Annotated in this window: 25 protein-coding genes; 6 read left to right on the forward strand and 19 right to left on the reverse strand. The window is 74.3% G+C overall.

What is annotated here, in order from left to right:
• The 11 genes from ACGFIA_RS04855 to ACGFIA_RS04905 all read right to left on the reverse strand — a co-directional run.
• A partial coding sequence (locus ACGFIA_RS04855) for a thiamine pyrophosphate-dependent enzyme (protein WP_393258659.1) occupies positions 1-467 on the reverse strand: 467 nt, incomplete at its 3' end.
• Positions 464-1261, reverse strand: a complete 798-nt coding sequence (locus ACGFIA_RS04860) for a DUF3050 domain-containing protein (RefSeq protein WP_357473705.1) — start codon at positions 1259-1261, stop codon at positions 464-466. The genes ACGFIA_RS04860 and ACGFIA_RS04855, both read right to left, overlap by 4 nt.
• Positions 1262-1263: 2 nt before the next feature.
• Positions 1264-2187: a phytanoyl-CoA dioxygenase family protein gene (locus ACGFIA_RS04865; protein ID WP_357473844.1), complete on the reverse strand. Its 924-nt coding sequence runs from the start codon at positions 2185-2187 to the stop codon at positions 1264-1266.
• 53 nt (positions 2188-2240) lie between these two features.
• Positions 2241-3344 (reverse strand): 4-hydroxyphenylpyruvate dioxygenase, encoded by a 1104-nt coding sequence (hppD, locus tag ACGFIA_RS04870; RefSeq protein WP_357473708.1) that lies wholly within the window; start codon positions 3342-3344, stop codon positions 2241-2243.
• A gap of 60 nt (positions 3345-3404) precedes the next feature.
• Positions 3405-4667 (reverse strand): beta-ketoacyl-[acyl-carrier-protein] synthase family protein, encoded by a 1263-nt coding sequence (locus ACGFIA_RS04875; protein ID WP_357473711.1) that lies wholly within the window; start codon positions 4665-4667, stop codon positions 3405-3407.
• Complete coding sequence (locus ACGFIA_RS04880; RefSeq protein ID WP_357473714.1) at positions 4664-6283, reverse strand: class I adenylate-forming enzyme family protein; 1620 nt, start codon at positions 6281-6283, stop codon at positions 4664-4666. The genes ACGFIA_RS04875 and ACGFIA_RS04880 overlap by 4 nt, the downstream gene beginning before the upstream one ends.
• Positions 6280-6780: a beta-ketoacyl synthase chain length factor gene (locus ACGFIA_RS04885; RefSeq protein ID WP_357473716.1), complete on the reverse strand. Its 501-nt coding sequence runs from the start codon at positions 6778-6780 to the stop codon at positions 6280-6282. The genes ACGFIA_RS04880 and ACGFIA_RS04885 overlap by 4 nt, the downstream gene beginning before the upstream one ends.
• 107 nt (positions 6781-6887) lie before the next feature.
• Positions 6888-8018 (reverse strand): beta-ketoacyl-[acyl-carrier-protein] synthase family protein, encoded by a 1131-nt coding sequence (locus ACGFIA_RS04890; protein ID WP_393258663.1) that lies wholly within the window; start codon positions 8016-8018, stop codon positions 6888-6890.
• Positions 8011-8256, reverse strand: coding sequence for an acyl carrier protein (locus ACGFIA_RS04895; protein ID WP_357387738.1), 246 nt, complete (start codon positions 8254-8256; stop codon positions 8011-8013). Before ACGFIA_RS04895 ends, ACGFIA_RS04890 begins: the two co-directional genes overlap by 8 nt.
• Positions 8256-8519 carry an acyl carrier protein gene (locus tag ACGFIA_RS04900; protein ID WP_357387740.1) on the reverse strand — a complete coding sequence of 88 codons (264 nt, stop codon included), beginning with the start codon at positions 8517-8519 and terminating at the stop codon, positions 8256-8258. The genes ACGFIA_RS04895 and ACGFIA_RS04900 overlap by 1 nt, the downstream gene beginning before the upstream one ends.
• Before the next feature lie 180 nt (positions 8520-8699).
• The gene (locus tag ACGFIA_RS04905) at positions 8700-10097 is read right to left on the reverse strand and encodes a fatty acid--CoA ligase family protein (RefSeq protein ID WP_357473722.1); all 1398 of its coding nucleotides are present in this window, start codon (positions 10095-10097) and stop codon (positions 8700-8702) included.
• Positions 10098-10352: 255 nt separating this feature from the next.
• On the opposite strand from ACGFIA_RS04905, the gene ACGFIA_RS04910 reads away from it, so the two are divergent.
• Positions 10353-10568, forward strand: a complete 216-nt coding sequence (locus tag ACGFIA_RS04910) for a hypothetical protein (RefSeq protein WP_357473725.1) — start codon at positions 10353-10355, stop codon at positions 10566-10568.
• Between the two features lie 3 nt (positions 10569-10571).
• Here the strand turns inward: ACGFIA_RS04910 and ACGFIA_RS04915 are convergent, their stop codons facing one another.
• From ACGFIA_RS04915 to ACGFIA_RS04950, 8 genes are read right to left on the reverse strand one after another with little or no spacing between them, the layout of a single operon-like run.
• Positions 10572-11819 carry a beta-ketoacyl synthase N-terminal-like domain-containing protein gene (locus ACGFIA_RS04915; RefSeq protein WP_357473728.1) on the reverse strand — a complete coding sequence of 416 codons (1248 nt, stop codon included), beginning with the start codon at positions 11817-11819 and terminating at the stop codon, positions 10572-10574.
• Positions 11816-13087 carry a beta-ketoacyl-[acyl-carrier-protein] synthase family protein gene (locus tag ACGFIA_RS04920; protein ID WP_357473731.1) on the reverse strand — a complete coding sequence of 424 codons (1272 nt, stop codon included), beginning with the start codon at positions 13085-13087 and terminating at the stop codon, positions 11816-11818. The genes ACGFIA_RS04915 and ACGFIA_RS04920 overlap by 4 nt, the downstream gene beginning before the upstream one ends.
• Positions 13084-13494 carry a cupin domain-containing protein gene (locus tag ACGFIA_RS04925; RefSeq protein ID WP_357473734.1) on the reverse strand — a complete coding sequence of 137 codons (411 nt, stop codon included), beginning with the start codon at positions 13492-13494 and terminating at the stop codon, positions 13084-13086. Before ACGFIA_RS04925 ends, ACGFIA_RS04920 begins: the two co-directional genes overlap by 4 nt.
• Positions 13491-14198 (reverse strand): SRPBCC family protein, encoded by a 708-nt coding sequence (locus ACGFIA_RS04930; RefSeq protein ID WP_357473737.1) that lies wholly within the window; start codon positions 14196-14198, stop codon positions 13491-13493. Before ACGFIA_RS04930 ends, ACGFIA_RS04925 begins: the two co-directional genes overlap by 4 nt.
• Complete coding sequence (locus ACGFIA_RS04935) at positions 14195-15709, reverse strand: acetyl-CoA carboxylase biotin carboxylase subunit (protein WP_357473740.1); 1515 nt, start codon at positions 15707-15709, stop codon at positions 14195-14197. The genes ACGFIA_RS04930 and ACGFIA_RS04935 overlap by 4 nt, the downstream gene beginning before the upstream one ends.
• Positions 15709-16194 carry an acetyl-CoA carboxylase biotin carboxyl carrier protein gene (gene accB, locus ACGFIA_RS04940; RefSeq protein ID WP_357387756.1) on the reverse strand — a complete coding sequence of 162 codons (486 nt, stop codon included), beginning with the start codon at positions 16192-16194 and terminating at the stop codon, positions 15709-15711. The genes ACGFIA_RS04935 and accB overlap by 1 nt, the downstream gene beginning before the upstream one ends.
• Positions 16194-17915 carry an acetyl-CoA carboxylase carboxyltransferase subunit alpha gene (locus ACGFIA_RS04945; RefSeq protein ID WP_393258668.1) on the reverse strand — a complete coding sequence of 574 codons (1722 nt, stop codon included), beginning with the start codon at positions 17913-17915 and terminating at the stop codon, positions 16194-16196. Before ACGFIA_RS04945 ends, accB begins: the two co-directional genes overlap by 1 nt.
• Entirely contained in the window at positions 17912-18265 is a 354-nt protein-coding gene (locus ACGFIA_RS04950) for a TcmI family type II polyketide cyclase (protein WP_357387760.1), read from the reverse strand. Before ACGFIA_RS04950 ends, ACGFIA_RS04945 begins: the two co-directional genes overlap by 4 nt.
• Before the next feature lie 429 nt (positions 18266-18694).
• Between ACGFIA_RS04950 and ACGFIA_RS04955 the strand changes: the two genes are divergently transcribed.
• The 5 genes from ACGFIA_RS04955 to ACGFIA_RS04975 all read left to right on the forward strand — a co-directional run bounded on the left by ACGFIA_RS04955 (position 18695) and on the right by ACGFIA_RS04975 (position 22838).
• Entirely contained in the window at positions 18695-19495 is an 801-nt protein-coding gene (locus ACGFIA_RS04955; RefSeq protein ID WP_393258670.1) for a BTAD domain-containing putative transcriptional regulator, read from the forward strand.
• Positions 19496-19557: 62 nt separating this feature from the next.
• Positions 19558-19905 carry a TcmI family type II polyketide cyclase gene (locus ACGFIA_RS04960; RefSeq protein WP_357480820.1) on the forward strand — a complete coding sequence of 116 codons (348 nt, stop codon included), beginning with the start codon at positions 19558-19560 and terminating at the stop codon, positions 19903-19905.
• 241 nt (positions 19906-20146) lie between these two features.
• Positions 20147-21124 (forward strand): helix-hairpin-helix domain-containing protein, encoded by a 978-nt coding sequence (locus tag ACGFIA_RS04965; RefSeq protein ID WP_357480823.1) that lies wholly within the window; start codon positions 20147-20149, stop codon positions 21122-21124.
• 195 nt (positions 21125-21319) lie between these two features.
• Positions 21320-22522: a low temperature requirement protein A gene (locus tag ACGFIA_RS04970; RefSeq protein ID WP_357387768.1), complete on the forward strand. Its 1203-nt coding sequence runs from the start codon at positions 21320-21322 to the stop codon at positions 22520-22522.
• Between the two features lie 109 nt (positions 22523-22631).
• A complete protein-coding gene (locus ACGFIA_RS04975; RefSeq protein ID WP_013286658.1) occupies positions 22632-22838 on the forward strand; it encodes a hypothetical protein in 207 nt (68 codons plus the stop codon).
• Positions 22839-22970: the final 132 nt, after the last annotated feature.

Consider the following 22970-nt stretch of genomic DNA (forward strand, 5'->3'; position numbering starts at 1 on the left):
TCCCCCCCCCGCCCCCGCCCCCCCGCGCCCCCGCCCCCCCCCCCCCCGCGGCGCCCCCCCCCCCCCCCCCCCCCGCGCCGCCGGCGCTCCCACACCGCTCCGGTGAGGATCGCGCCGGCGGCTCCGACGATGGCGTTGGCGCCCAGGACGCCGACGCCGAAGTCGGCGGCGTGCATCGACCCGCCCCGGCCCCGGTTGAGCCCGGTGACCCGGCCGCACAGCTCGGCCAGCATCCGGGCCGGGTCGGCGCCCTTCGCGAGCACGTGCCCGTGCCCGCGGTGGGTGCCGGTGACCAGGTCCTGCGCGGCGAGTGCCGCGCAGACGCCGGCGGCGATCCCCTCCTGACCGAGGTACGGGTGGATGCCGCCGACGATCTCCCCGGCGCGGACCAGCTCGATCGCGCGCTCCTCGAAGCGGCGGATGAGCCGGACCGTCCGGTAGAGCCGGAGCGGGTCGGAGCCGGTCACGCCGGACGGCCCTCCTTGACGGCGGCGAGGATGTCGTCCCAGAGGCGGGCGCGGGCGGCCAGCGCGGCGTTCACCGTGTCGGCGCACTCCTGCCACTTGGTGTCGTCGTCGCCGCACAGGTCGGCGAGCATCTGCATGGCCATCGGGGTGTGCTGCTCGCCGTCGACCTCGATGTGGCGCTCCAGGTAGTCGACGAACTTGTTGAGCCTGTTGCTGCGCTCGTTGACGGCGACGACCTGGGTGAACATCTCCGGGATCAGGTCCTCGCGGCCGAACGCGAACGCCGCCGCCTGGCAGTGCACCGGGGTGGTCTCGATGATCCGCCAGGTGGTGCCGGCGAACGCCGCCGAGGCCGCGGGGACGCCCGCCGCGCCGAGCGCCTCGGTGACCGGCGTGCCGTCGCGCAGCAGGTCGACGAGCTTGTTCACGGCCGCGGTGTCGGCGCCGGCCTCGGTCATGCCCTGCACGTACAGCTCGAAGTGGCTGATGTAGCCCTCGCCCAGCTCGTCGCTCTCCTCGACCATGACGATGTCGTTGATCAGGCGGCGGCTGCCGGTCGGGCCGGTCGGGATCCACGGCACCGTCACGCAGGTGAGCTGCCGCTGCAACGACTTCAGCAGCGACATGAAGTCCCACACCGCGAAGACGTGGTGCTCCATGAACGTGACGAGCGCGTCGTGGGTGTCCAGGTTGGCGTAGAGGGGGTGCTTGACCACCACGTCGCGGCGCTCGGTCACCGCCCGCTCCAGCCGCTCGATGCCCGGGTGCGTCTTACCCCAGTCGTACCGTGACATTGTCAGCCTCCCTGCTGGGCGCGGTCGCGCCAGATGACCGGGCAGTAATCGGGGTCCGCGTAGTCCGGCCGGCCCTCGTGGTTGCGGCGGACCAGCACGTCGTGGTTGTACGCGGCGAGCGTGCCGTCGGAGAGCGGATACTCCCGCCAGGCGTTGTCGCCGTCCTGCAGGTGCAGCGAGACGGCCCGGCGGGGCCGCCCGCTGACGTTCGCACCGCTGCCGTGGTAGATGCGGCAGTGGTGGAAGCTCATGTGTCCCTTCGGGATCACCATGGGGATCTTGCGGATCTGGGCGCCGTTGTACGCGGCGTTCTCGGCCAGCATCGCTTCGAGCTGGTCGCGGTCCCGGTCGGCGAAGTGCCGCACCACCGTGTCGTCGGCGCCGATCTCCCGCCAGCGGTGGGAGCCGTCGACCATGGTGATGGTGCCCATCTCCTCGCCGCAGTCGTGGAACGGGATGAACGCGGTGAGCATGTTCTCCGACGACGAGGACGCCCAGTAGTGCTTGTCGAAGTGCCACGGCACGATGTTCGACGGCTCGCCGGCGATCGGCGGCTTCCAGATCAGCGTGGACTGGAAGATCCGGATCTCGGCGGCCCGGGCCAGCCGGGCGGCCACCGCGCCGATCAGCGGCTTGCGCAGGATGCGGGCGATGCCGTCGTGCTCGTGGTGGACGTAGTCGTTGTGCCGCTGCACGTCACCCCGGGACGGCTCCCAGTAGGCCAGCTTCGGCGGCCGTGCCGGCAGCAACCTGTCGCGTTCCCCCGCGTAGTAGCTGTCGGTGGCGGCGACCAGCTCGTCCACCTCGTCGTCGGTGAGCAGCTTCTTCGACAGGTACCAGCCGTGCTCGGCGTAGTGCCGGACGTCCTCGTCGGAGGGCAGCAGCGCCTCCTCCTCGGCGGTCAGTCCGGGATCGATGGTGGTCATGCCGAGCCGACCGGGCATGGCCTCACGGCCCTCGCTTCGCTCGGTGCGTTCACTCATGCCGTACCTGCCCCTCCGGCGGCGACAGCGGGGGTCGCCCCCGCCGCGGCCAGCTCGCGTTCCTTCGCTTCGTAGAGCGCCTTGATGTTGCCGCTGCCGAAAGTGCGCGCCCCGCGCCGCTCGATGAGTTCGAGGAAGAGGGTGCGGCGCACGTGCATCGACTCGGTGAAGATCTGCAGCAGTTGCCCGTCGTGGTCGGAGTCGACCAGGATGCTCAGCTCGCGCAGCCGGTCCACCGGCGCGTCCAGCCGGCCGACCCGCTGCTCCAGGCCGTCGTAGTAGGCGCCGGGCGTGCTGGCGAAGCGCACCCCGCGCCGGGCGAGCGCGCCGACGGCGGTGACGATGTCGTCGGTGCGCAGGCCCAGGTGCTGCACCCCGGCGCCGGCGTGCCAGCGCAGGAAGTCCTCGATCTGCCCCGGCCGGGCGCCGGTGTCCGGCTCCAGCAGCACGAACGTGACCTGCCCGGAGGGGCTCTGCACCACCTTGGAGTTCATCGCCTGGCCGGCGACCTCGATGTGCTCGGTGAAGATGTCGGCGAAGCCGAACACCTTCTCGTAGTGCGCGACGGTCTCGTCGAGCTGCCCCGGCGGCACGCAGATGGCCAGGTGGTCGACCTCGGCGAGCAGGGTGTCCGTCCCGTCCGGCGCGGTCACCGGCTCGATCGCGCCGGGCAGGAACACACCCGGGTCGCCGCGCCGCTGCACGAGGCGGTGCACCACGTCGCCGAAGCCGCCGACCTCGGCGACCACCACCTCGGCGTCCGCGCCGGTGAAGGTGCGCGGCGGGCTCAGCGCCGTCGCGCCCCGGTCCACCAGTTCCGCGTACGCCCCGGCGGCGTCGTCGACGGCGAGCGCCACCACCGCGATGCCGTCGCCGTGCCGGTGCACGTACGTGGCCGCCGGGTGTTCGGCGGACAGTCCGGTGGTCAGCAGCAGCCGGATGCCGGCCTGGGCCAGCAGCAGCGACCGCTGCCCGTCCAGCCCGGTCTCCGGACCGCCCTGCCCGCACAGCCGGAAACCGACGGCGTTGTCGAAGTAGAAGGCCGCCTGCCGGGCGTCCCCCACGTAGAGCTCAAGATGATCTATCCCGTTGATGGTCATGGGCTTCCCCTGTTCCCCCCGTGATCGCGACCCGGACGGACGCCCGGGACTGGAGTCCGGTCAGCCCGCGGCCGGGGTGGCGGCCCGGCGGGCCGGCCCGGAGAGCCGGCGCAGGAGCAGGCTGACGTTCTGGCCGCCGAACCCGAACGAGTTCGTCAGCGCGTGGCCGACCCGGGTCGGCCGGGGCACGGCGCGGACGTGGTCCGCCTCGCACTCCGGGTCCGGGTCGTCCAGGTGGTAGGTGGGTGGCAGCAGGCCACCGTCGAGCGCCAGCGCGGTGGCGGCGGCCTCCAGCGCCCCTGACGCGCCGAGCAGGTGCCCGGTGAGCGCCTTGGTGGAGCTGACCGGCACGGCGCCGGCACCGAAGACCTCGGCCAGCGCGGTCGTCTCGGCGACGTCACCGAGCTTGGTGCCGGTGCCGTGCGCGTTGACGTACCCGACGTCGGCGGGCTCGACCCCGCCGGCCGCCAGCGCCCGGCGCATGCACGCCGCCGCGCCCGCCCCGTCCGGCCGTGGCGCGGTCGGGTGGTACGCGTCGGTGTTCGCCCCGAACCCGGCGACCTCGGCGTAGCCGCGCACACCCCGTCCGTCGGCGTGACCGGCGCGCTCCAGCACCAGCAGCGCCGCGCCCTCGGCGAGCACGAAACCGTTGCGCCGCTTGTCGAACGGGCGGCTCGCCTCGGTGGGCTCGTCCCAGCCGCGGGCCAGCGCCCGGGCGTTGCCGAACGTGTCGGCGAACGTCGGGAACAGCGGTGCCTCGCTCGCCCCGCACACCACCACGTCGGCCTCGCCGGCGCGGATGAGGCGTACCCCGTCGGCGACGGCCTGGGCGCCGGAGGCGCAGGCCGTGCCGACCGACGAGCTGTAGCCGCGGATGCCGTGCGCGATGGCGATCCGCGCCGAGGGCATGTTCGGCAGGATGCCGGTGAGCAGGTACGGGCTGACCGCCGCCCGGCCCCGGGCGGCCCGCGCCAGCACCTGGCCCTCCAGCGTGGCCATGCCGCCGACACCGCCGACGATCACCGCGATCCGCTCCGGGTCGACGTCGCGGCCCACCTCGATGCCGGCGTCGGCGAGCGCCTCGGCGGCGGTGATCAGGGCGAGCAGCACCACCCGGTCGAGCACCTTCGTCTCCGGGCCGGAGGCGACGCTGCGCGGGTCGATGTCCGGCAGCACCCCGGCCACCTCCAGGCAGCCCGCCGCCGGGTGCCCCTCGGGCGGGCGGCGCAGCCCGGAGCGGCCGGTCAGCAGCGCGTCGAACGTGTCCGCGACGCCGCGTCCGGCCGGGGTGAACAGGCCCATGCCGGTGATGACGGCGGTCACGACGGCGCCTCGGTCAGGTAGCGCTCGCGCAGCGCCACCTTGCGCACCTTGCCGGTGACGGTGACCGGGATGTCGTCGGCGCGCACCGGGACGATCCGGCGCAGTGTGGCTGCCACGTCCGGGCCGAGCGCGGTACGGATCCGCTCGGTGCGGTCCGCCTCCGGGTCGGCCCCGGCGGCCAGCTCCAGCAGCACGTCGGTGGTGACGGTGCCGTCGTCCGCCTTGACGATCACGACTGTGCAGTCGGTGACGTCGGGGCAGGCGGCGAGGATGCGCTCCTCGGACAGCGCGGTGAAGAACCGTTTCCCGTCGCCGGCCTCGACCGAGTCGACCGCCCGGTCCAGGTGGTAGTAGCGGCCGTCCTCGTCGGCGTACACCAGGTCGCCGGTGAGGTACCAGCCGCGCAGCCGGAACCGGTACGTGGTGACCGAGTCGTTCCAGTAGCCGCGGAACAGCGACGGCGAGTCGATGCCGAGCCAGCCCACCTGCCCGGGCGGCAGCTCGTTGCCGTCGGCGTCGAGCACGGCGACCCCGGCGAACCGGTACGGGCGGCCGACGCAGCGGCCGTACCTGTCGGTGTCGCTGGTGTGCGTGATGTGGAACATCGAGTGGCCCATCTCGCTGGAACCCAGGCCGTCGATGAACACCGACCCGGGTACCCGGGTCACGCCGCCGCGCGTCACCACGTCCCGGGAGCCGACCGCGACCAGCCGCCGTACGTGCGGCTCGTGCGAGCAGTCACCGGTGTTGAACCACAGCCGCACCGAGTCCAGGTCGTAGCCGGACAGGTCGAAGCGGGCCAGTTCGGCCCAGGTGACGGAGAAGCCGAACACGCCGTCCGGACGCCACCGCTGGATCGCGTCGAGCACCCGCTCGCCGCCCTGCTCGGAGAGCAGGAACATCTCCGCCCGGTTGCCCAGCGCCTGGTTGACCATGAGCACGGTGGCGGTGTGCGGGGCGGGCAGCGCGTTGAGGATGCGCGTGGTGCCCTGCGCCTGCGGCATGGACAGCAGGTGGCGGGTGGCGGCGAAGAGGCTGGCGTGCGAGTGCAGCACCGCCTTCGGCACACCTGTGGTGCCGGAGGTGTGGGTGATCACGATCGGGTCGTCCGGGTGGTGCCGGTAGTGCGCCGGTGTGGCGTCCGGGTCACCGGTGCCGGCCTGCGCGGGCTCGCCGAGCATCGGGGCGCCCAGGTCGTGTCCGGCCAGCGCCTCGGCGTGCGCGGCGTCGGCGAGCACCCCGGCGGCGCGCAGCCGGCGGATGTACTCGGCGGCGATCTCGGGGCGCAGCCTGCCGTTCATCAGCGCCGGGATGGCGCCGAGGCGGGTCAGCGCGAGGAACGACAGCACCATGTCGGCGGCGGTGCCGGCCCAGACCGCGACCGGGTCGCGTGGCTTCACCCCGCGCTCGTGCAGCCAGGCCGCCCGCGCGGCGACCATCCGGTCGAGCCGGCCCAGGGTCAGCGGTGTCTCGGCCGGGTGGCCGTCGACCTCGGTGTCGAACGTGAGCCCGGGCCCGTCCGGGTCGGCGCCGTGGGCCAGCACCCGGGCGAGCATGTTGCCCGCGCCCAGTTCCGCGTCGGCCGCCAGCGCGCCGCGCAGTCCCTTCGTCCTCATTGACGTGTCCCCTCCCCCAGCAGCACCGCGGCCGCCTCGCCCGGCGTACCGTCCGGTGCCAGTTCGATCAGGATCAGCAACGCCTGTGCGGCGTCGCCGTCGTACAGCAGCAGGTCCGCCTCGGCCTCCCCCTCGGCCCGCGCGTCGCCGGTCGGGCTCAGGCACACCACCGGCCCGTCCAGTCCCCAGCGCGCCGCGACGTGCCCGGCCACGCTGTTCGGCACCGACTGGAAGAAGAACAGCGGCCCGATCCGCCCGCCCTCGGCCACAGTGGCGCGCACGTGCGCCGCCCCGGCGGTGTCCCCACCGGCGCTGACCAGCACCACAGCGGTGCGGTTGCCGGGCGGCAGCGGCCCGGTGCCGTACCGCCGAGCGAGGCACCGTTCCGCCACCGCCGCCACCAGCGGGTGGAACGGCGAGTGCACGAACCCCGGCACCCCCGGCACTCCCGCCCCCTCATCCCCGGGCTCGGGCCACCGCGCCTCCGCGAGCACCACGACCCCGTTGCGCGATCTTGCGGTTGGTGCCCCCTCGGCGGGCGTTGTGCCCGTTTCGCCGGGGCCGGAAGTGCAAGATCGCGGGAGGTCGGGGTGGGTGGAGCCGGTCATGAGGTGCTCACCAGGAGGGCCGTGTCGGCGCCGCCGAAGGCGGCGTTGAGGGTCAGGGCGTGCTCGCTTCGCGCGGGGCGGGGGGCGTCGCGGATGACGTCCAGCGGGCACTGCGGGTCCGGACCGAGCCAGCCGGCGGTTACCGGCAGCTTGCCGTGCCGCAGGGCCAGCACCGTCACCACCAGCTCCAGCAGGCCGGACGCCTCCAGCGCGTGCCCGTGCACCGACTTGGTGGAGCTGACCGGCAACCGCCCGGTGTCCGCGCCGAACACCCGGGTCAGCGCCGCCGCCTCGGAGGCGTCGCTGAACGGGGTGCCGGTGGCGTTGGCGTTGACGTAGCCGACCGCGTCCGGGGGCAGCCCGCCGCGGCGCAGCGCCGCCTCGGCCGCCCGGGCCAGCCCGAGCCCCTCCGGGTGCGGCTGGCACGGGTGGTGCGCGTCCCCCGCCCGGCCCCACCCGGCCACGCTCGCCAGCGTCTCGGCGCCCCGCCGCGCGGCGGCGCCCGCCGACTCCAGCACCACGGCGGCCACCCCGTCACCGAGCAGCAGGCCCTTGCGGCCGGCGCTGAACGGGCGCACCGCCCCGTCGGCGGCGAGCGCCCGCCCGGCGTCGAACAACGCGAACTGGTCCGGTTCGACCAGGTAGCCGGCCGCGACCACGACCCGCTCCAGGTCGCCCCGGCGGATCAGCGCCGCCGCGTCGGCGACCGCGCTGCTCGCCGACACGCACGCGGTGGTGTAGATCCGGGTACGCCCGCCCAGGCCGCACCGCGCGGCCAGGTGACCGGCGAGCGCCGGCACCGCCGGTTCGTCCCGCCCCTGCGGTACGGGCAGCGAGTGCGGCCCACCGTGGGTGGCCAGGAACAGCGCCGACTCCGCGCGCCCGGCCCGGTCCAGCCCGGCGGCCCGGGCGGCGGCGTCGATTCCGTCCGCCAGCTCGTCGGCGAGCGTGCCGGCGTCCGGCACTGTGGCCGCCACCGTCACCCGGCGGCCGGTGGTGTCGAAACGGCGCACCGGCGCGAACGCCGGGGTGCCGGTGAGCACCCCGGCCAGCAGCGCGTCCGCGCCCCTGCCGAGGGCGCTGAGCGCGTACGTGCCGGTGATCCGTACGGTCTCCCGCTCAGCCATCTGCGGGAGCGGTCAGGGAGCCACGGAACACCGCGAGCGCGTCGTCGACGGTGCGGATGCCGGCGAGCTGGTCGTCAGTCACGTCCAGCCGCCGGTCGTAGCGCTGCTCGACCATGTGCACCAGCCAGGCCAGCTCCATCGAGCCGAGCCGGTCCGGCACCTGGTCGGCGGGGCTCGCGGTCAGTTCGGCGAGCATGCTCACCAGGTCAGCTCGCCCCAGGTCGGGCTGACCGGACATCAGGACTCGTCGCTGTTCGCGGCCACCCGGTCGGCGACCATCGTGATGAACTCGCCGACGGTCATCAGCGCCAGCTTCTCCGACTCGTCGTCGGCGAACTTCAGGCCGTACCGGTCCTCGACGCGGACCGCGAGGTCGGCCAGGGCCAGCGACTCCAGGTCGACGCCGGAGGGGCCGAGGGTGGTGTCGTCGTCGAGTTCCTCCACGTCGTAGTTCATGTCGGCGAGCTGTTCGATGACGAAGGTGCGGACCTCGTCTCGCATGGGTTCAGACCTCTTCTCCGTGTACCGGCTGACGGTGCCCGGTCGGGACACCGTGTGCGTGGGAACCGGCCGCGCCGGACGCGCGGGTGGCGCGTTCCTCGGCCGGTCCGGGTCGGGAATCGGGGTGGACCGGACGACCGGCGGGCGTACGGCGGGCGTGCGGTTCGTACAGGGGGCCGGTCACGACGCCGCGTCCCGCAGCGCCGGGACGGACCGGACCAGCTTTCCGGTGGTGGTGCGGGGCATCTGGTCGAGCAGGCGCAGGGTGCGGGGACGCTTGAAGCCGGCCAGCCGTTCGGCGATCAGCTTGTCCAGCGTCTCCTCGGTCAGCGAGCCGTCGGTCTGCGCGTACGCGGTGATGCCGTCGTCCCAGACCACCACCGCGGCGATGACACCGGGCAGCCCGGCGACTGTCGCCTCCACCTCGGTCAGGTCGACCTTCAGGCCGCCCACCGACACCTGCGAGTCCAGCCGGCCCTTGATGGTGACCAGGCCGGTGTCCGGATCGACCACGCCGGCGTCGCGGGTGTGCAGCCAGCCGTCGGCCCAGCGGGTCGGGTCGGCCGGCCCGACGTACGGGTTGTCCGGGCAGGACACCCAGAGCTCGCCGTCGCGCTCGCGTACCTCGATGCCGGGGGCGGGCGCGATGGCGGGGCGGTGCCGCCCGTACAGGTCGGTGCCGATGACGCCGACCTCGGTCATCCCGTACATGTTGCCCAGCGGTACGCCGTACCGGTCGGTGAACGCGTTCGCCACGGCGGCGGACACCAGCTCACCGCCGGTGGTCATGCGCTTGAGCTGCGGCAGCGGCCCGGCGGTCGTGGTGGAGGCGAGCAGCCCGATGTGGAACGGCACGCCGAGCACTGTGGCCGGGGTGTCCTGCGCGGCGACGGCGGCGAGGATCGCGTCGCCGCTGAGCCGTTCCGGCGGGCACAGCTCGACACCGGCGTGCAGACCGTAGAGCAGGCCGCCGACCAGGCCGAGCACGTGCACCATGCTGGGCAGCAGGATGATCCGCTCGCCGGGCAGCGCGACGCCGTCGATGCGGGTGTAGCGGTGCACCTCGGCGACCAGGTCGGCGGCGGTGCGGCCGATCACCTTGGACGGTCCGGTGGAGCCGGAGCTGAGCTGGATGACCGCGTGCGGGCTGCCCGCCGGGCGGTCGGAGTACGCGCTGACCCCGGCGGTGACGTCGACGAAGATCTTCAGCGCGCCGCCGCCGGAGCGGACCGGGGCGACCACCACCTGCGGGCTGAGCCGGCGCAGCGCCTGGTCGACCTCGTGGCCGGTGAGCCGGTGGTCGAGCAGCACGGCCTGGGCGCCGGTGCGCCAGGTGGCGAGCAGGTACGCCACGTACGTCAGCGAGGGCGGCAGGCGCAGCGCGGCGGCGCCTCCGGCGCGCAGCCCGGCCTCGGCGAGCGCCGTCTGCGCCTCGCCGACGAGCCGGCGCAGGGTGCCCTTGTCGACCGGTTCGGGCAGCCGCAGGCAGACGTCGCTGTCGTGTCCGGTGAACAGGATGTCGTCCACCCAGTCCACCGTCGTCGGGGCGGGATCCTCCGCCACGGGATGTGCAGTCACGACCGGCCACCGTTCCACTGAGGAACTGGGCGGATCCGCCCAGCGGTACGTCGTTCGGGTACGGACGGAACCCTACGGCGGCCCATTTTGCATCGCCAGATGCAAATGGCTAGATCAAAAACGGCGGCTGGGTGGATTGCCCAGGCTCGATCGGACAGGCAGGATCGGGCACACGCCGGCAAGGTAGCCCGCCGGCCGCCCGATGCTGTGCGCACTCGAAATCCCGCCCGGGCAGCGGGCGGCGAGGCTCACGGCATGTTCCGCGCGGCCGGGCCCGACGACTTCCCGCAGGTCGTCCGCCTCTACCGGCAGCTCAACCCGGACGACCCGCACCCGACCGACGGCTCAGACGAACGGGCCTTCGCGCGGATCCTGGCCACCGAGAGGCTGCACCTGTTCGTGCTGGAGGTGGACGGCGCCTGCGGGTTCTCCGGGGACGCCAAGACGGCGTACCTGGCCCGGCCGTCGTGACGGTCAGCGCTCGCCCGCCGGTGGGGGCGCGGCGCCGCGCAGCACCAGCGCGCTGTTGAACCCGTCGAAACCGCGCGCCCCGACCAGCGCGATCCGGCTGCGCGGCGGGCGGGGCTCACGCAGGAACGTCAGCTCGCAGCCGGGCGCGGGCTCGTCCGGGCCGGCCGAGGCGGGCAGCATGCCACGGCGGAACGCCAGCAGCGCGGTGGCCGCGTCCAGCGCGGACCCGCCCTGGTGGGCCCGGCCGGTCAGCGGTTTCTGCGTGGTCACCGGCGGGGTCCGGTCGCCGAACACGGTACGCAGCGCCGTTGCCTCGGCCCGGTCGTACGCGGGCACGCCGAGCGCGTCCGGCCAGATCACGTCCACGTCGTGCGCGCGCACCCCGGCGCGCTCCAGCGCGAGCCGCAGCGCGCGGGCGTAGTGGGCCGGGTCGGGGCCGGTGGCCGGGTCGGTGGGCGCGGCGTCGTGGGTGGCCGCCCAGCCGGTGATCTCCCCGTAGACGCGGGCGCCCCGGGCCAGCGCGTGCCCCAGGTCCTCGACCACGAACACCGCGCCGCCCTCGGCCGGCACGTACCCGCTGGCCGCGACGTCGAACGGCCGGTACGCGCGCTGCGGGTCGGCCACGTCGCTGAGCAGGCCGGAACGCAACTGGCAGGCCAGCGCGTACGGGCTCAGCGGGCACTCGGTCGCCCCGGCGATCACCACCGGGGTGCCCCGGCGGACCGTGCGCACCGCGTGCGCCAGGCTGTCCAGCCCGCCGGCCGACTCGGACACTGTCACCCCGGACGGTCCCTTGAACTGGTGGCGGATCGACAGCTGGCCGACGCTCGCGGCGTAGAACCACGCGATCGACTGGTACGCCCCGACGGTGCGGCTCGGCCCGCCCCACAGCCGTTGCAGTTCCCGCTGCCCGAACAGGTTGCCGCCGGAGGAACTGGCGAGCGTGACCGCCCACTTGTACGGGTCGGGCGACACCTCGGGCAGCCCGGCGTCGGCCAGCGCCAGCTTGGTGGCGGCGAAACCGAGGTGGGTCCACCTGTCGGTCTGCACCCGCTGCCGGGTGTCGCTGAATCCGGCCGGGTCGAAGCCGGTCACCTCCCCGGCCACGCGCGTTGGATACCGCTCCGGGTCGAACAGCGTGATCGGTCCGGTGCGCCGGGTGCCGGCGACCACCGTGTTCCAGTGCGCCTCGGCCCCGATGCCGCTGGGTGCGACCACGCCGATGCCTGTCACCACCGCGCGCGCGGTCATGATGGCGTCACCGCCAGCCGGCGGAACACCATGGCCGACTGGAAGCCGCCGAAGCCGCTGCCCACCGACAACGCCACGTCCACCGGCACCTCCCGGGCCTCGTTCGGCACGTAGTCCAGGTCGCACTCCGGGTCGCGGGTGGTCCAGTTCGCGGTGGGCGGGACCACGCCGTACTCGATGGCGAGCGCGCAGGCGGCCATCTCGATCGAGCCGATGGCGCCGAGCGAGTGGCCGACCATCGACTTGATCGAGCTGATCGGCACCCGGTACGCCGTCTCCCCCAGCGCCCGCTTGAACGCCGCCGTCTCGTGCCTGTCGTTCTGCCGGGTGCCGGAGCCGTGCGCGCTGACGTACGACACGGCCGACGGGGCGAGCCGCGCCTGCCGCAGCGCATCGCTGATCGCCACCGCCATCTCCGCGCCGTCCGGGCGCAGCCCGGTCATGTGGAAGCCGTTGCTGCGGCCGGCGTACCCGGCGACCTCGCAGTAGACGTGCGCGCCCCGGCGGCGGGCGTGCTCGGCCTCCTCCAGCACCAGCACCGCCGCGCCCTCGGCGAGGACGAAACCGTGCCGGTCGGCGTCGAACGGCCGGGAGGCGTGCGCCGGGTCGTCGTTGTCCGGGCTGGTCGCGCCGATCGCGTCGAACGAGGCGACGGTGACCGGGGAGATCGGCGAGTCGGCGGCGCCGGCCAGCACCACGTCGGCCTCGCCGTCGGCGACGAGCTGGTGGGCGTACCCGATGGCGTCGATGCCGGAGGTGCAGCCGGTGGAGATGACCTGCGCGGGGCCGTGCAGGCCGTGCCGGCAGGCCACGTCGGCGGCCAGGCTGCTGGGCACCAGCGCCTGGTAGAGGTACGGCCCGCCGAGCGCGTGGTCGACCAGCCAGTGCCGGCCGGAGTCGCTGACCCGCACGTACTCCTGTTCCAGCGCCATGGTGCCGCCGACGGCGGTGCCGAGCACCACCCCGGCGCGTTCGCGCTGCGCGTCGGTGAGGGCCAGGCCGCTGTCCGCGAGCGCCTCGGCGGAGCAGGCGAGCGCGAACTGCGTGTACCTGTCGGCGCGCTGCCGCTCGGCGAGCGTGATCCCGGCGGCGTCCGGGTCGAAGTCGCACTCGGCGGCGATCTGGGACCGGAACGGCGACGGGTCGAAGAAACTGATCCGCCGCGTCGCGGTACGGCCCTCGGTGATCGTCTTCCAGAAGCGGTCCCGGGTGGCGCCACCGGGTGCGACCACACCGATGCCGGTGACCACGGTGCGCCGGCCGGTCACGACGGCTCCCGTGGCGGCGGCGCCGCGCTCTCGGTGTCGACGTGGCCCAGTTCCGGGCGGGGGGCGAGCGGTCCGAGGTGGAACACCACCTCGGCGGGCTCGTCGCCGGTGTTGCGCAGCCGGTGCCGGACGTCCTTCGGCACATAGAGCGCCTCCCCGGCGGCGAGCGGCACCGGCGCGTCGTCCAGGTCGACGGTGATCGCGCCCCGGGCGACGTAGAGGAACTCCTCGCTGTACGGGTGGTAGTGCTCGGCGATCCGCTCCCCCGGCGCGAGCGTGGCGACGCCCATGAAACCGGAGGTGCTGCCGACCGTCTTCGGGCCGAGCAGCACCCGCAGCTCGCCGCCGCGACGGCGGTCGGCGGGTACGTCGTGGACGGAGACCCGGGCGGTGGTGGTGTCGGTCATCGCGCGCCTCCCGCGTACGCCCGCTCGATCTTCTCCTTGATCACGGCGAGCTGGATCGCGCTGTTGGTGTTGATCCGGTCGGTCATGCCGGCGTTGTCGACGGGCGCGTCCGGCTTCATCGCGAAGTCCTGCGTCCAGGTCATCCGGGTGCCGCCGGGCGTCTCGTCGTAGCGCCAGTGGATGCGCATGTACTCGAACGGGCCGGTCTCGACGCGCCGCGCGTGCACCTCGCGGGTGGCCGGGTCGGCGGTGCGCTCGCTGACCCAGCTCCACGCCACGCCGTTCTCATCCGGGTGCATGGTGAGCCGGAACCGCACGGTGTCGCCGTCGCGGTGCAGGATCTCCGCCACCGCGTACTCGGTGAACAGGTCCGGCCACCGGGCCACGTCGTTGGTGATCTCCCAGACCAGCGGCAGCGGCGCGTCGATCTCCACGGCGTTCTCGGTGTGCCCGGGTGGGTCCGACTTGCGGGCCACCAGGTCGGCGACGCCGGCGATGCTGAGCTGCCCGGCCTGTTCGGGGATCTTCACCCGCCACCTGTCGGCCACGACCGCCGACAGTTCGAGCAGCGCCAGCGAGTCCATGCCCAGCTCCTCCAGGCTCGCCGCGGGCGCGCCGGCGGCGGCGTCCGGGTCCAGGCCGCAGTGCGTGACCAGGATGTCGGTGATCTCGCGGGCGAGCGGGCGGTCGGGGGCGACTGTCATCGGTTCCTCCAGGTGGTCGGGCCGGCGGCGGGCACGGCGCTGACGGGGGTACGGCCGTCCGGTCCGGTCGCGCCGCGCGGGTCGGGTACGACGCCCCGCGCCGGGGACGCCCCGGGGGCGCCGCCGGGTGGGGCGTCGCCGTTCGGTGGGGCGCCGTCGGTGGGCGGGGTGAGCAGGCGTTCCACAAGCGCGGTGGTGTGCCGGGCGGCGCGGAACGCCGGGTCGCGCAGCACCCGCCGGGCGAACGGGATGGTGGTACGCACGCCGGGACCGGCCACGTCGAACTCGGCCAGCGCCCGGTCGAGCCGGTCCAGCGCGGCGTCCCGGTCCGGCGCCCACACCGCCACCTTCGCCAGCAGCGAGTCGTAGTGCGGGCTGACCAGGTAGCCGGCGTGGCCGTGGGTGTCGACCCGGGTGAACGGGCCGCCCGGCGGCCGGAACCGGTCCAGCCGGCCGGGGGCGGGCGCGAAGTCGCGGTCCGGGTCCTCCACGTTGACCCGGCATTCGATCGCCACGCCGTGCAGGCGGACGTCGGACTGGCGCAGCCGCAGCGGGGTGCCGTACGCGACGTGCAGCTGTTCCTGCACGAGGTCGATGCCGGTGACCATCTCGGTGACCGGGTGTTCGACCTGGATCCGGCAGTTGATCTCCAGGAAGTGGCAGCGTTCGGCCTCGTCGACCAGGAACTCCACGGTTCCGGCGCCGGTGAAGCCGACCGACAGCGCGCCGCGCAGCGCCACCTCGGCGACGGTGTCCACCGTGGCCTGCCGCAGCGCGGGGGCGGGCGCCTCCTCGATCAGCTTCTGGTGCCGCCGCTGCACCGAGCAGTCCCGGGTGCCCAGGTGCACACCGTTGCCGTGGCCGTCGCAGAGCACCTGCACCTCGACGTGGCGGGCGTCGGCGAGGAACCGCTCGACGTACACCCGGTCGTCGCCGAAGGCGACCTGGGCGGCGGCGCGGGTCCTGGCGTACGCGCGGGGCAGCTCGGCGGCGGAACGCACCACTGTCATGCCGCGCCCGCCCCCGCCCGCCGCGGCCTTCACGATGACCGGGTAGCCCACCTCGGCGGCCACCTCCTGCGCCTCGCCGACGGTGGGCAGCGTCCGGACGCTGCCCGGCGGCAGCGGCAGCCCGGCCCGGCTCATCAGCGCCCGCGCCGTCGACTTGTCCGCGAGCGCGGCCATCACCTGCGGCGGCGGGCCGACGAAGACCAGCCCGTTCTCGGCGCAGATCTCGGCGAAGTCGGCGTCCTCGGACAGGAAGCCGTAGCCGGGGTGCACCGCCTGCGCACCGGTCTGCCGGGCGGCCTCCACGATCGCCGCCGCGTTGAGGTAGCTGCGGCGGCTGGCCGCCGGTCCGATGCGTACCGCCTCGTCGGCGAGCCGCACCGGCAGCGAGTCGGTGTCGGCGCTGGAGTGCACCACCACGGTGCGTACGCCGAGTTCCCGGCAGGCGCGCAGCACCCGCAGCGCGATCTCGCCCCGGTTGGCGATCAGCACCTTGTCGAACATCACCAGTCCTGTCCGGTGACCGGTTCCAGGGCGATCAGCGGCTGGTCGTACTCGACGGGCTTGCCGTCGTCGACGAGCACCTCGACCACCCGTCCGGCCTGGCCGGCGGTCACCTCGTTCATCAGCTTCATGGCCTCGACGATGCCGACCACCTGGCCCGGGCGGACCATGTCGCCGACCGCCACGAACGGCATCGCCCCCGGCTCGGGGGCCCGGTAGAACGTGCCGACCACCGGTGAGCGCACGGCCGGCCGGTCGATCACGGGCGCGGCGCGCGCGGCCGGTTCGGCGGCTCGCGCGGGTGTCGCCTCGACCGGTTCGGCGGCGCGCTGCGCCGGTGCCGCCGGGTCGTGCCACTCGACCTCCAGCACCGACTCGCCGCTGCGCAGCCGCACCCGGCGTACCGGCCCGGCCAGGTCGGCGACGAGCTTGCGGGCCTGCCGGCGCAGCCCGTCGAGAACCTGCTCGGCCTCGGCGTCGGCCATCACGCCACCTCCGCCCGGCCACCGGCCGGGGAGGCGGCAGGGGACGGTCCGGCCGACCGGGCCGCGCCGAAGCGGCGGAAGCGCTGCCTCCGGCGGCGCACCAGGGTGGCCGGCGGGACGGTGAGCAGCGGGGCGAGGTTCGCCGCGACCGCCCGGCGCAGCAGCTCGGCCGCGCCCCCCGGGTCGGCGTGCGCGGCCGGGCGTGGCTCCGGCACCAGCTCGTCGACCACGCCGAGGCGGCACAGGTCGGCGCCGGTGAGCCGCAGCGCGCGGGCCGCCTGCGGGGCGGCCGAGCTGTCCGGCCAGAGGATCGCCGCGCAGCCCTCCGGGCTGATCACCGAGTAGACCGCGTGTTCCAGCATGAGCACCCGGTCGGCGACCGCGAGCGCGAGCGCGCCGCCGCTGCCGCCCTCCCCGGTGACCACCGCCACCACCGGCGTGGGCAGCACGGTGAGCGCCAGGATGTTCTCCGCGATCGCCGCCGCCTGACCCTGCTGCTCGGCGCTCACCCCCGGGTCCGCGCCGGGCGTGTCCACAAGCGTCACCACCGGAAGCCGCAGCCGCGCCGCGAGCCGCATCAGCCGCAGCGCCTTGCGGTGCCCGGCCGGGCTGGCCATGCCGAAGTTGCGGGTCACCAGCTCGGCTGTGGTGTGGCCCTTCTGGTGGCCGAGCACCATCACCGGCCGGCCGTCCAGGCGGGCGATGCCGCCGACGACTGCCGGGCAGTCCGCGCCGAGCCGGTCGCCGTGCAGCTCCACGAACCCGTCGAACGCCGTCTCCAGGTAGTCCAGCGCGGTCGGGCGACCGGGGTGCCGCGCCGTGCGTACCGTCTCCCAGGGGTCGCGGTCCGGGCCGGCCGGCGTGGCGGAGACGGCCGGCGCCGGGCGCGGCGCGGTCGGTGCCTCCGGCGCACGGCGGCCGGAGTCGGCGGCGGCGAGCAGCGCGGCGAGCCGGCCCCGCAGCGCGTGCCGGGGCACCACCATGTCCACCTGGCCGTGCCGCAGCAGGTACTCCGCGGTCTGGAAGCCCTCCGGCAGCTTCGCGCCGGTGACCTGGCGGATCACCCGGGGGCCGGCGAAACCCAGCCGGGCGCCGCTCTCGGCCAGCACCAGGTCGGTGTTCGTGGCGAAGGAGGCGGCCACCCCGCCGTACGTGGGATCGGTGACCACGCTGACCGTGAGCAGGCCGGCCTCCCGCATCCCCGCGAGGGCCTGGCTGACGGTGGCCATCTGCATCAGCGACAGCGCGCCCTCCTGCATCCGCGCGCCGCCGGACGCGGTCACCAGCACCAGCGGGATGCCGTCGGCGAGCGCCCGCTCGGCGGTACGGGTGATCAGCTCACCGACCGCGCAGCCGAGGCTGCCGCCGAGGAAGCGGAAGTCCATCACCGCCAGCGCGACCGGGTGCCCGCCCAGCCGGGCGGTGCCGCACAGCACCGCCTCGTCCAGGCCGGTCGCCGCGCGGGCCGCCCCGAGCCGGTGCGGGTACGGCAGCTCGTCGACGAACTCGATCGGGTCGACGCGTACCGCCGGGTCGGGCAGCGGCACGAACGAGTCCGGGTCGGCCAGTTGCGCCACCCGGTCCGGCGCGTCCAGCCGCGCGTGCGCGCCGCACTCCGGGCAGACGTCCAGGTTGCGGCGCAGCCGCTTGCGGTAGAGCAGCGACGCGCATCCGTCACACCTCGACCAGAGCTGCTCGTCGCGCGGGGCGGTCGTGGTCACTGCGGCCGCCCGGCGGCGTCGCGCAGGTGAGCCGGCGCGTCGTACCGGTAGAAGCAGTGCGCCATCGCGTCGCGGGGTGAGCGCCAGGTCGGCAGGTACGGCGAGATGTACGGCCGCAGCCGCTCGCTGATCCGGACGAACTCCGGATGCCCCCGGTTGTCCTCGACCGCGCCCCGCGCCGGCGTCTCCGTCTCCAGCAGGTGGACGTAGAGGTCGTGCAGCCGGTACAGCGAACGGTGCCGGACGCCGACCAGGCCGGGCAGCTCTGTCGCGTCGGACTCGGCGAAGATCTCGGCCACCCGGTCCTCGGCCGTCGGCACCACCTTGGCGACGATGAGCGAACGGTCCATTCGCGCCTCCTGCACGTCCCGGTGCGCGGCGAACCAGTCGCGCCGCACGGATCGCCACACGGTCGCGCCAGGGGCGTCTACCGGGCGTCAACCGGGACCCATCGCGGCACAAACGTGGTGACGCTGCGTTGACGCAAGCTGTGCGTGAGCTATGCGAAGATCGCCTTCCGCTCTCCGGGTGACGACACTTCTTCGCAGATCACGGCCGTATTACCGAGCCCGCTATGGACAGTCGGGTGACCGACCTAGCGTTGACTGAGAGTAACAGGCGTTGATATTCTCCGTCTCGGTCAGCCCGGCCACGGTGGAGATTCCCGGCCGCGGCGGAGGCGTTCCGACACCGGCGTCGCGGGCGGCGTCCGGGCAACGGGAGACGGTCGGAACGAGGGTTCCGGTGCTGGGGGGTGCGCCGTGTCGGGTGGGTCGAGAATGCCGACGGCCGGCGTACCCGCGCCCCGGGTGTCACTGCACCTGCTCGGCGGTTTCCAGCTCCTGCACGACGACGCGCCGGTCGTCGTACCCCGGGGGTTGCAGCGCGTCATCGCCCTGATCGGCCTGCGTCCGGCCGCGACCCGCAGCCACCTCGCCGGGCTGCTGTGGCCGGAGACGCCGGAGGATCGGGCGCTGTCGTCGCTGCGTACCGCGCTGTGGCGGTTGCGGCAGGACCCGTGCTGCCCGCTGCGCACCGACGGCGACACCGTCCGCCTCGGGCCCACCGTCCGCCTCGACGTGGACGACCTGGTGGAGGCCGCGACGCTGGTCCGCGAGGGCGCCGTCCCGCGCGGCGCGACCGGCGCCGGACGCCACGACCTGCTCCCCGGCTGGTACGACGACTGGGTGCTGCTGGAACGCGAACGGCTGCGCCAGTTACGCCTGCACATGCTGGAGGAGCTGGCCGGCAACCACCTCACCGCCGGCCGGCACGGCGAGGCGCTGGAGGCCGCGCTGGAGGCGATGGCCGCCGAGCCGCTGCGGGAGACCCCGCACCGCCTGGTGGTGCGCATCCACCTGGCCGAGGGCAACGCGTTCGAGGCGGTCCACTCCTTCTACGTCTACCGGGACCTGCTCCTGCGCGAACTGCGCCTGGAACCGTCTCCGGCGATGACAGCGCTGCTCGACGACACCCTCGCGCCGATCCGCCGGGCCAGCCGTCCGGAACCGCCCGCGCCGCGCCGCACGGACCGGCCCGCCAAGGCGGCCCCACCATCAATGCCCCGGGGTACGCGGTGACGTCGAGGTGACAGCGCGACCGGCACGGTGAGCGCAGCACCACGGCGGCGAGAGGGGTCACGATGAGTCGACTGTTGGTGGTCAGCCGGATCGTGCCGGGCGCACAGGGACGGGTGGCGCAGATCTTCGCCGAGGCCGACGCCACCGAACTCCCCCACCTCACCGGCGTCCGGCACCGTTCCCTGTACTACCTGCACGACCTGTGCGTCCATCTGATGGAGACCGTCGACGTCTCTCCCGGCCTGACCGGGGAACTGCGCGACAACCCGCTGTACGAGCAGGTGAACAAGCGGCTCTCCGCGCACACCTCGCCGTACCTGCCGACCTGGCACTCCCCCCGCGACGCCGTGGCCGGCTGCTTCTACAGCTGGGACGCCGCCGACGCGCCCGCGCCGGGCCGGATCCACTGACCGGCGCGGGCGACGGACGGGGCGCCCCGGAACCACGCACGGCACCCGGGTTCCGGGGCGTCTCCCCGCCGCCGCCCGGCCGCCCGCGGCGCACGCTCGGTCACCCGCCGGCCACCGGCCGACACCTTCGGTCCCACCGCCGCGGCCCGGCCCTGGCCTGCCTGTCGTACGTCACGCGCGTGTGCGAAGCTGCCCCGAGTCTTTCGCCCCCGTCGTGCACGTACAGAGAAGGAGGTTGGCCATGCCGTCGAGCTTCGGGCAGTGGCTGTTCGTGATACTGGCCCTGCTCATCGGATTCGGCGCCGGCTGGTTCGTCGTCGGCCGCCGGTCCGGCGCCCCGGCGACGCCCTCGGCGGAGACCGCCCCCGAGGTCACCGCCACCGTCGACGAGCCGCGCCCGGTCGCGGTGGTCGACGAGCCACCGGCGACCGCCTCGGTGGCCGAGCAGCCCGCGCCCACCGAGACCGCGACCGCCGAGCCGGCCGTGGCGACCGCCGCCGAGCCTGTCACCGAGCCGGTCGCCGAGGCCGGGCCGGTCGCCGTCGCCACCGATCGTCCGGTCGAGGAGCCGTCCGCCACGGTGGCCGGTGCGGACCAGTCCGCGACCGCCACGACCGGCACCGATGTGGACGAGCCGGCCGGGTCTCCGGCGCTCGTCGCCGAGTCGGAGCCCTTCGCGGCGGAGCCGGAGCGCGCCCCCGTCGCCGTGCCGGCACAGTCGACACTGGCCGACGAGCCGGACGCCACGGCGTCGCCGGCCGGCCCGGCCACGGAGCCCACCGCTGATGCCGCGCCGTCACCCGTCGCGGCCACGGAGCCCGCCGAGACCACGGAGCCCGTCGAGCCGATCGAGCCGGTCGCTGCCGAGCCGGTCGCTGCCGAGCCGGTCGCCGCCGAGCCGGTCGCTGCCGAGCCGGCCGTCGTGCCCGCGCCGCGCGCGTCTGCCGAGAACGATGCTCCGGCCGACGCGGCCGACACCGCGCCGGACGACTTCCGGCGGATCCAGGGCATCGGGCCGAAGCTGGCCACCGCGCTCCAGGACGCCGGGATCCGTACCTACCGGCAGCTCGCCGAACTGGACGAGGTCACGCTGCGGCAGACCGTGAAGGCCGCCGGGCTGCGCACCGCGCCCGGCCTGGCCACCTGGCCGCAGCAGGCGAAGGTGCTGGCGGGTGCCCCCGCCGACGCCGACCGGGTGCTCCCGGCCGCCGCGGAGTAGACAGCCGTCCGCGTTCCGGGCCGGTGGTGACGAGTTGTCGCCACCGGCCCGGCGCGTTTCCGGCCCCGCCACCTCCCGGCCGGCGGGCACCGGACCGGTATGCCGGAAAGCCGACCACGGGGGTACGGGCGTCGCTACCGTCGGTGAGGGGCCCGGACGGCCCGCCGCGCGTACCGCCTTCCGCAGGAGCATGTCGTGCCCACCGCAGCGCCGGAGCCCGCCGGCCGGCGACCGCCGGTCCGCGACCCGGAGGCGCCGCGCCGGGTGACCCTGCTCGAACTCTTCTTCGACCTGGTCTACGTGGCCGCGCTCGCGTTGATCTCACGTCACCTGATCGGGTCGGTGACCTGGGAACGGGCCGCCGAGTCCCTGGTCATGCTGATGGCGATCTGGTGGACCTGGGCGATCACCACGCTGGTCACCGACATCTACGATCCGCAGCGCACCGAGATCAAGCTGCTGATCGTGGCGGTGATGTTCGGCGCGCTGCTGATGACCACCGCCATCCCGGAGGCGTTCAGCTCCCGCGGGCTGGTGTTCGCCGGGACGTACGTGGCGATCCATCTCGGACGCGGGCTCTTCCTCATGCCCGCCGTGCGGTGGGACGCGCAGAGCAACAAACGGGCCGTGCGCATCTTCGTCTGGTTCGCCGTGTCGGCGGTGCCCTGGTTGATCGGCGCGCTGGCCGCGCACGGCACCGCCCGGCTCCTGCTCTGGTTCGGCGCGCTGGCCATCGACTACCTGGGATTCCGGCTGGCGTATCCGGTGCCGGTCCTGGGTGCGGTGCCGGACGCCCAGCGCAACGTGACGGCCGAGCACCTGTCCGAGCGGTACCAGCAGTTCTTCATCATCGCGCTCGGCGACGCCGTGCTGGTCGCCGGCACGGTGTTCAGCACGCACCACTCCGAGGTGGAGAACCTGGTCGCCTTCACCGTCGCGTTCACCACCACGCTGCTGCTCTGGCGCATCTACGTGCACAAGTCCGGCGAGCTGCTGCCGCACGCCATCGCCCGGGCCGACCGGCCGAACCGGTTCCTCAACACCGCGCCGTACACGCATCTGCTGATGGTGGCCGGGGTGGTGACCACCGCGGCGGGCTTCGACCTGGTCCTGCTGGAGCCGACCGGCCACACGCCGCCGGCCTGGCTGGCGGTGATCCTCGGCGGGCCGGCGATGTTCCTGGCCGGGCGGGCCGCCTTCGAGTACGAGGTGTTCAGCCGGGTGTCGTCGTCCCGGCCGGGCGGCGTGCTGGCGTTGCTGACGATCGCCCCGGCCGGGTTGTACCTGGCGCCGGTCTACGCCTCGGCCGGGGCGATGCTGGTGCTGGCCGGGGTGGCGTTCGCCGACTACCTCCGCAGCCGGGGCCGACCGCCCGAGGAGCCGATGCCGCCACACTGAGGTAATCGGAATCGGCCGCGCCGGCACCGGTGCGCCGTTTGGCGGATCACCCGCACGGGGTACATGGCCTCCACCTCGAAATCCACCACGACCCCAGTGGAGGCAACTGATGCGCGGCACCTCGATAGTCGGCGTCCTGGTCGTCATCTGGCTCATCATCGGCGCCATCGCCGCCGGTCAGCGCGGCTACTACGGCAACGACGAAACCAACTGTGCGGAGGCGGGCACGATCCTGGTCACCATCGTGGCCGGCCCGCTGAACTACATCGGCGCCAACCCGAAGGTGGACTGCAAGCTGCCGGAGCCGTCGAAGTAGGCCGTCGCCCCGTACTTCCCCTCGGCCCGCGCCCGCCCGGCGAGCGCGGGCCGTTCCGTGCCCGCCGCGCGGTCGATCACCACCCTAGACCGTCCTAGGAGGCTGGGTCTCGCCTGGTTTGCCCGCCGGTCG

Source organism: Micromonospora sp. NPDC049203, assembly GCF_043197215.1.
Lineage (GTDB): Bacteria > Actinomycetota > Actinomycetes > Mycobacteriales > Micromonosporaceae > Micromonospora.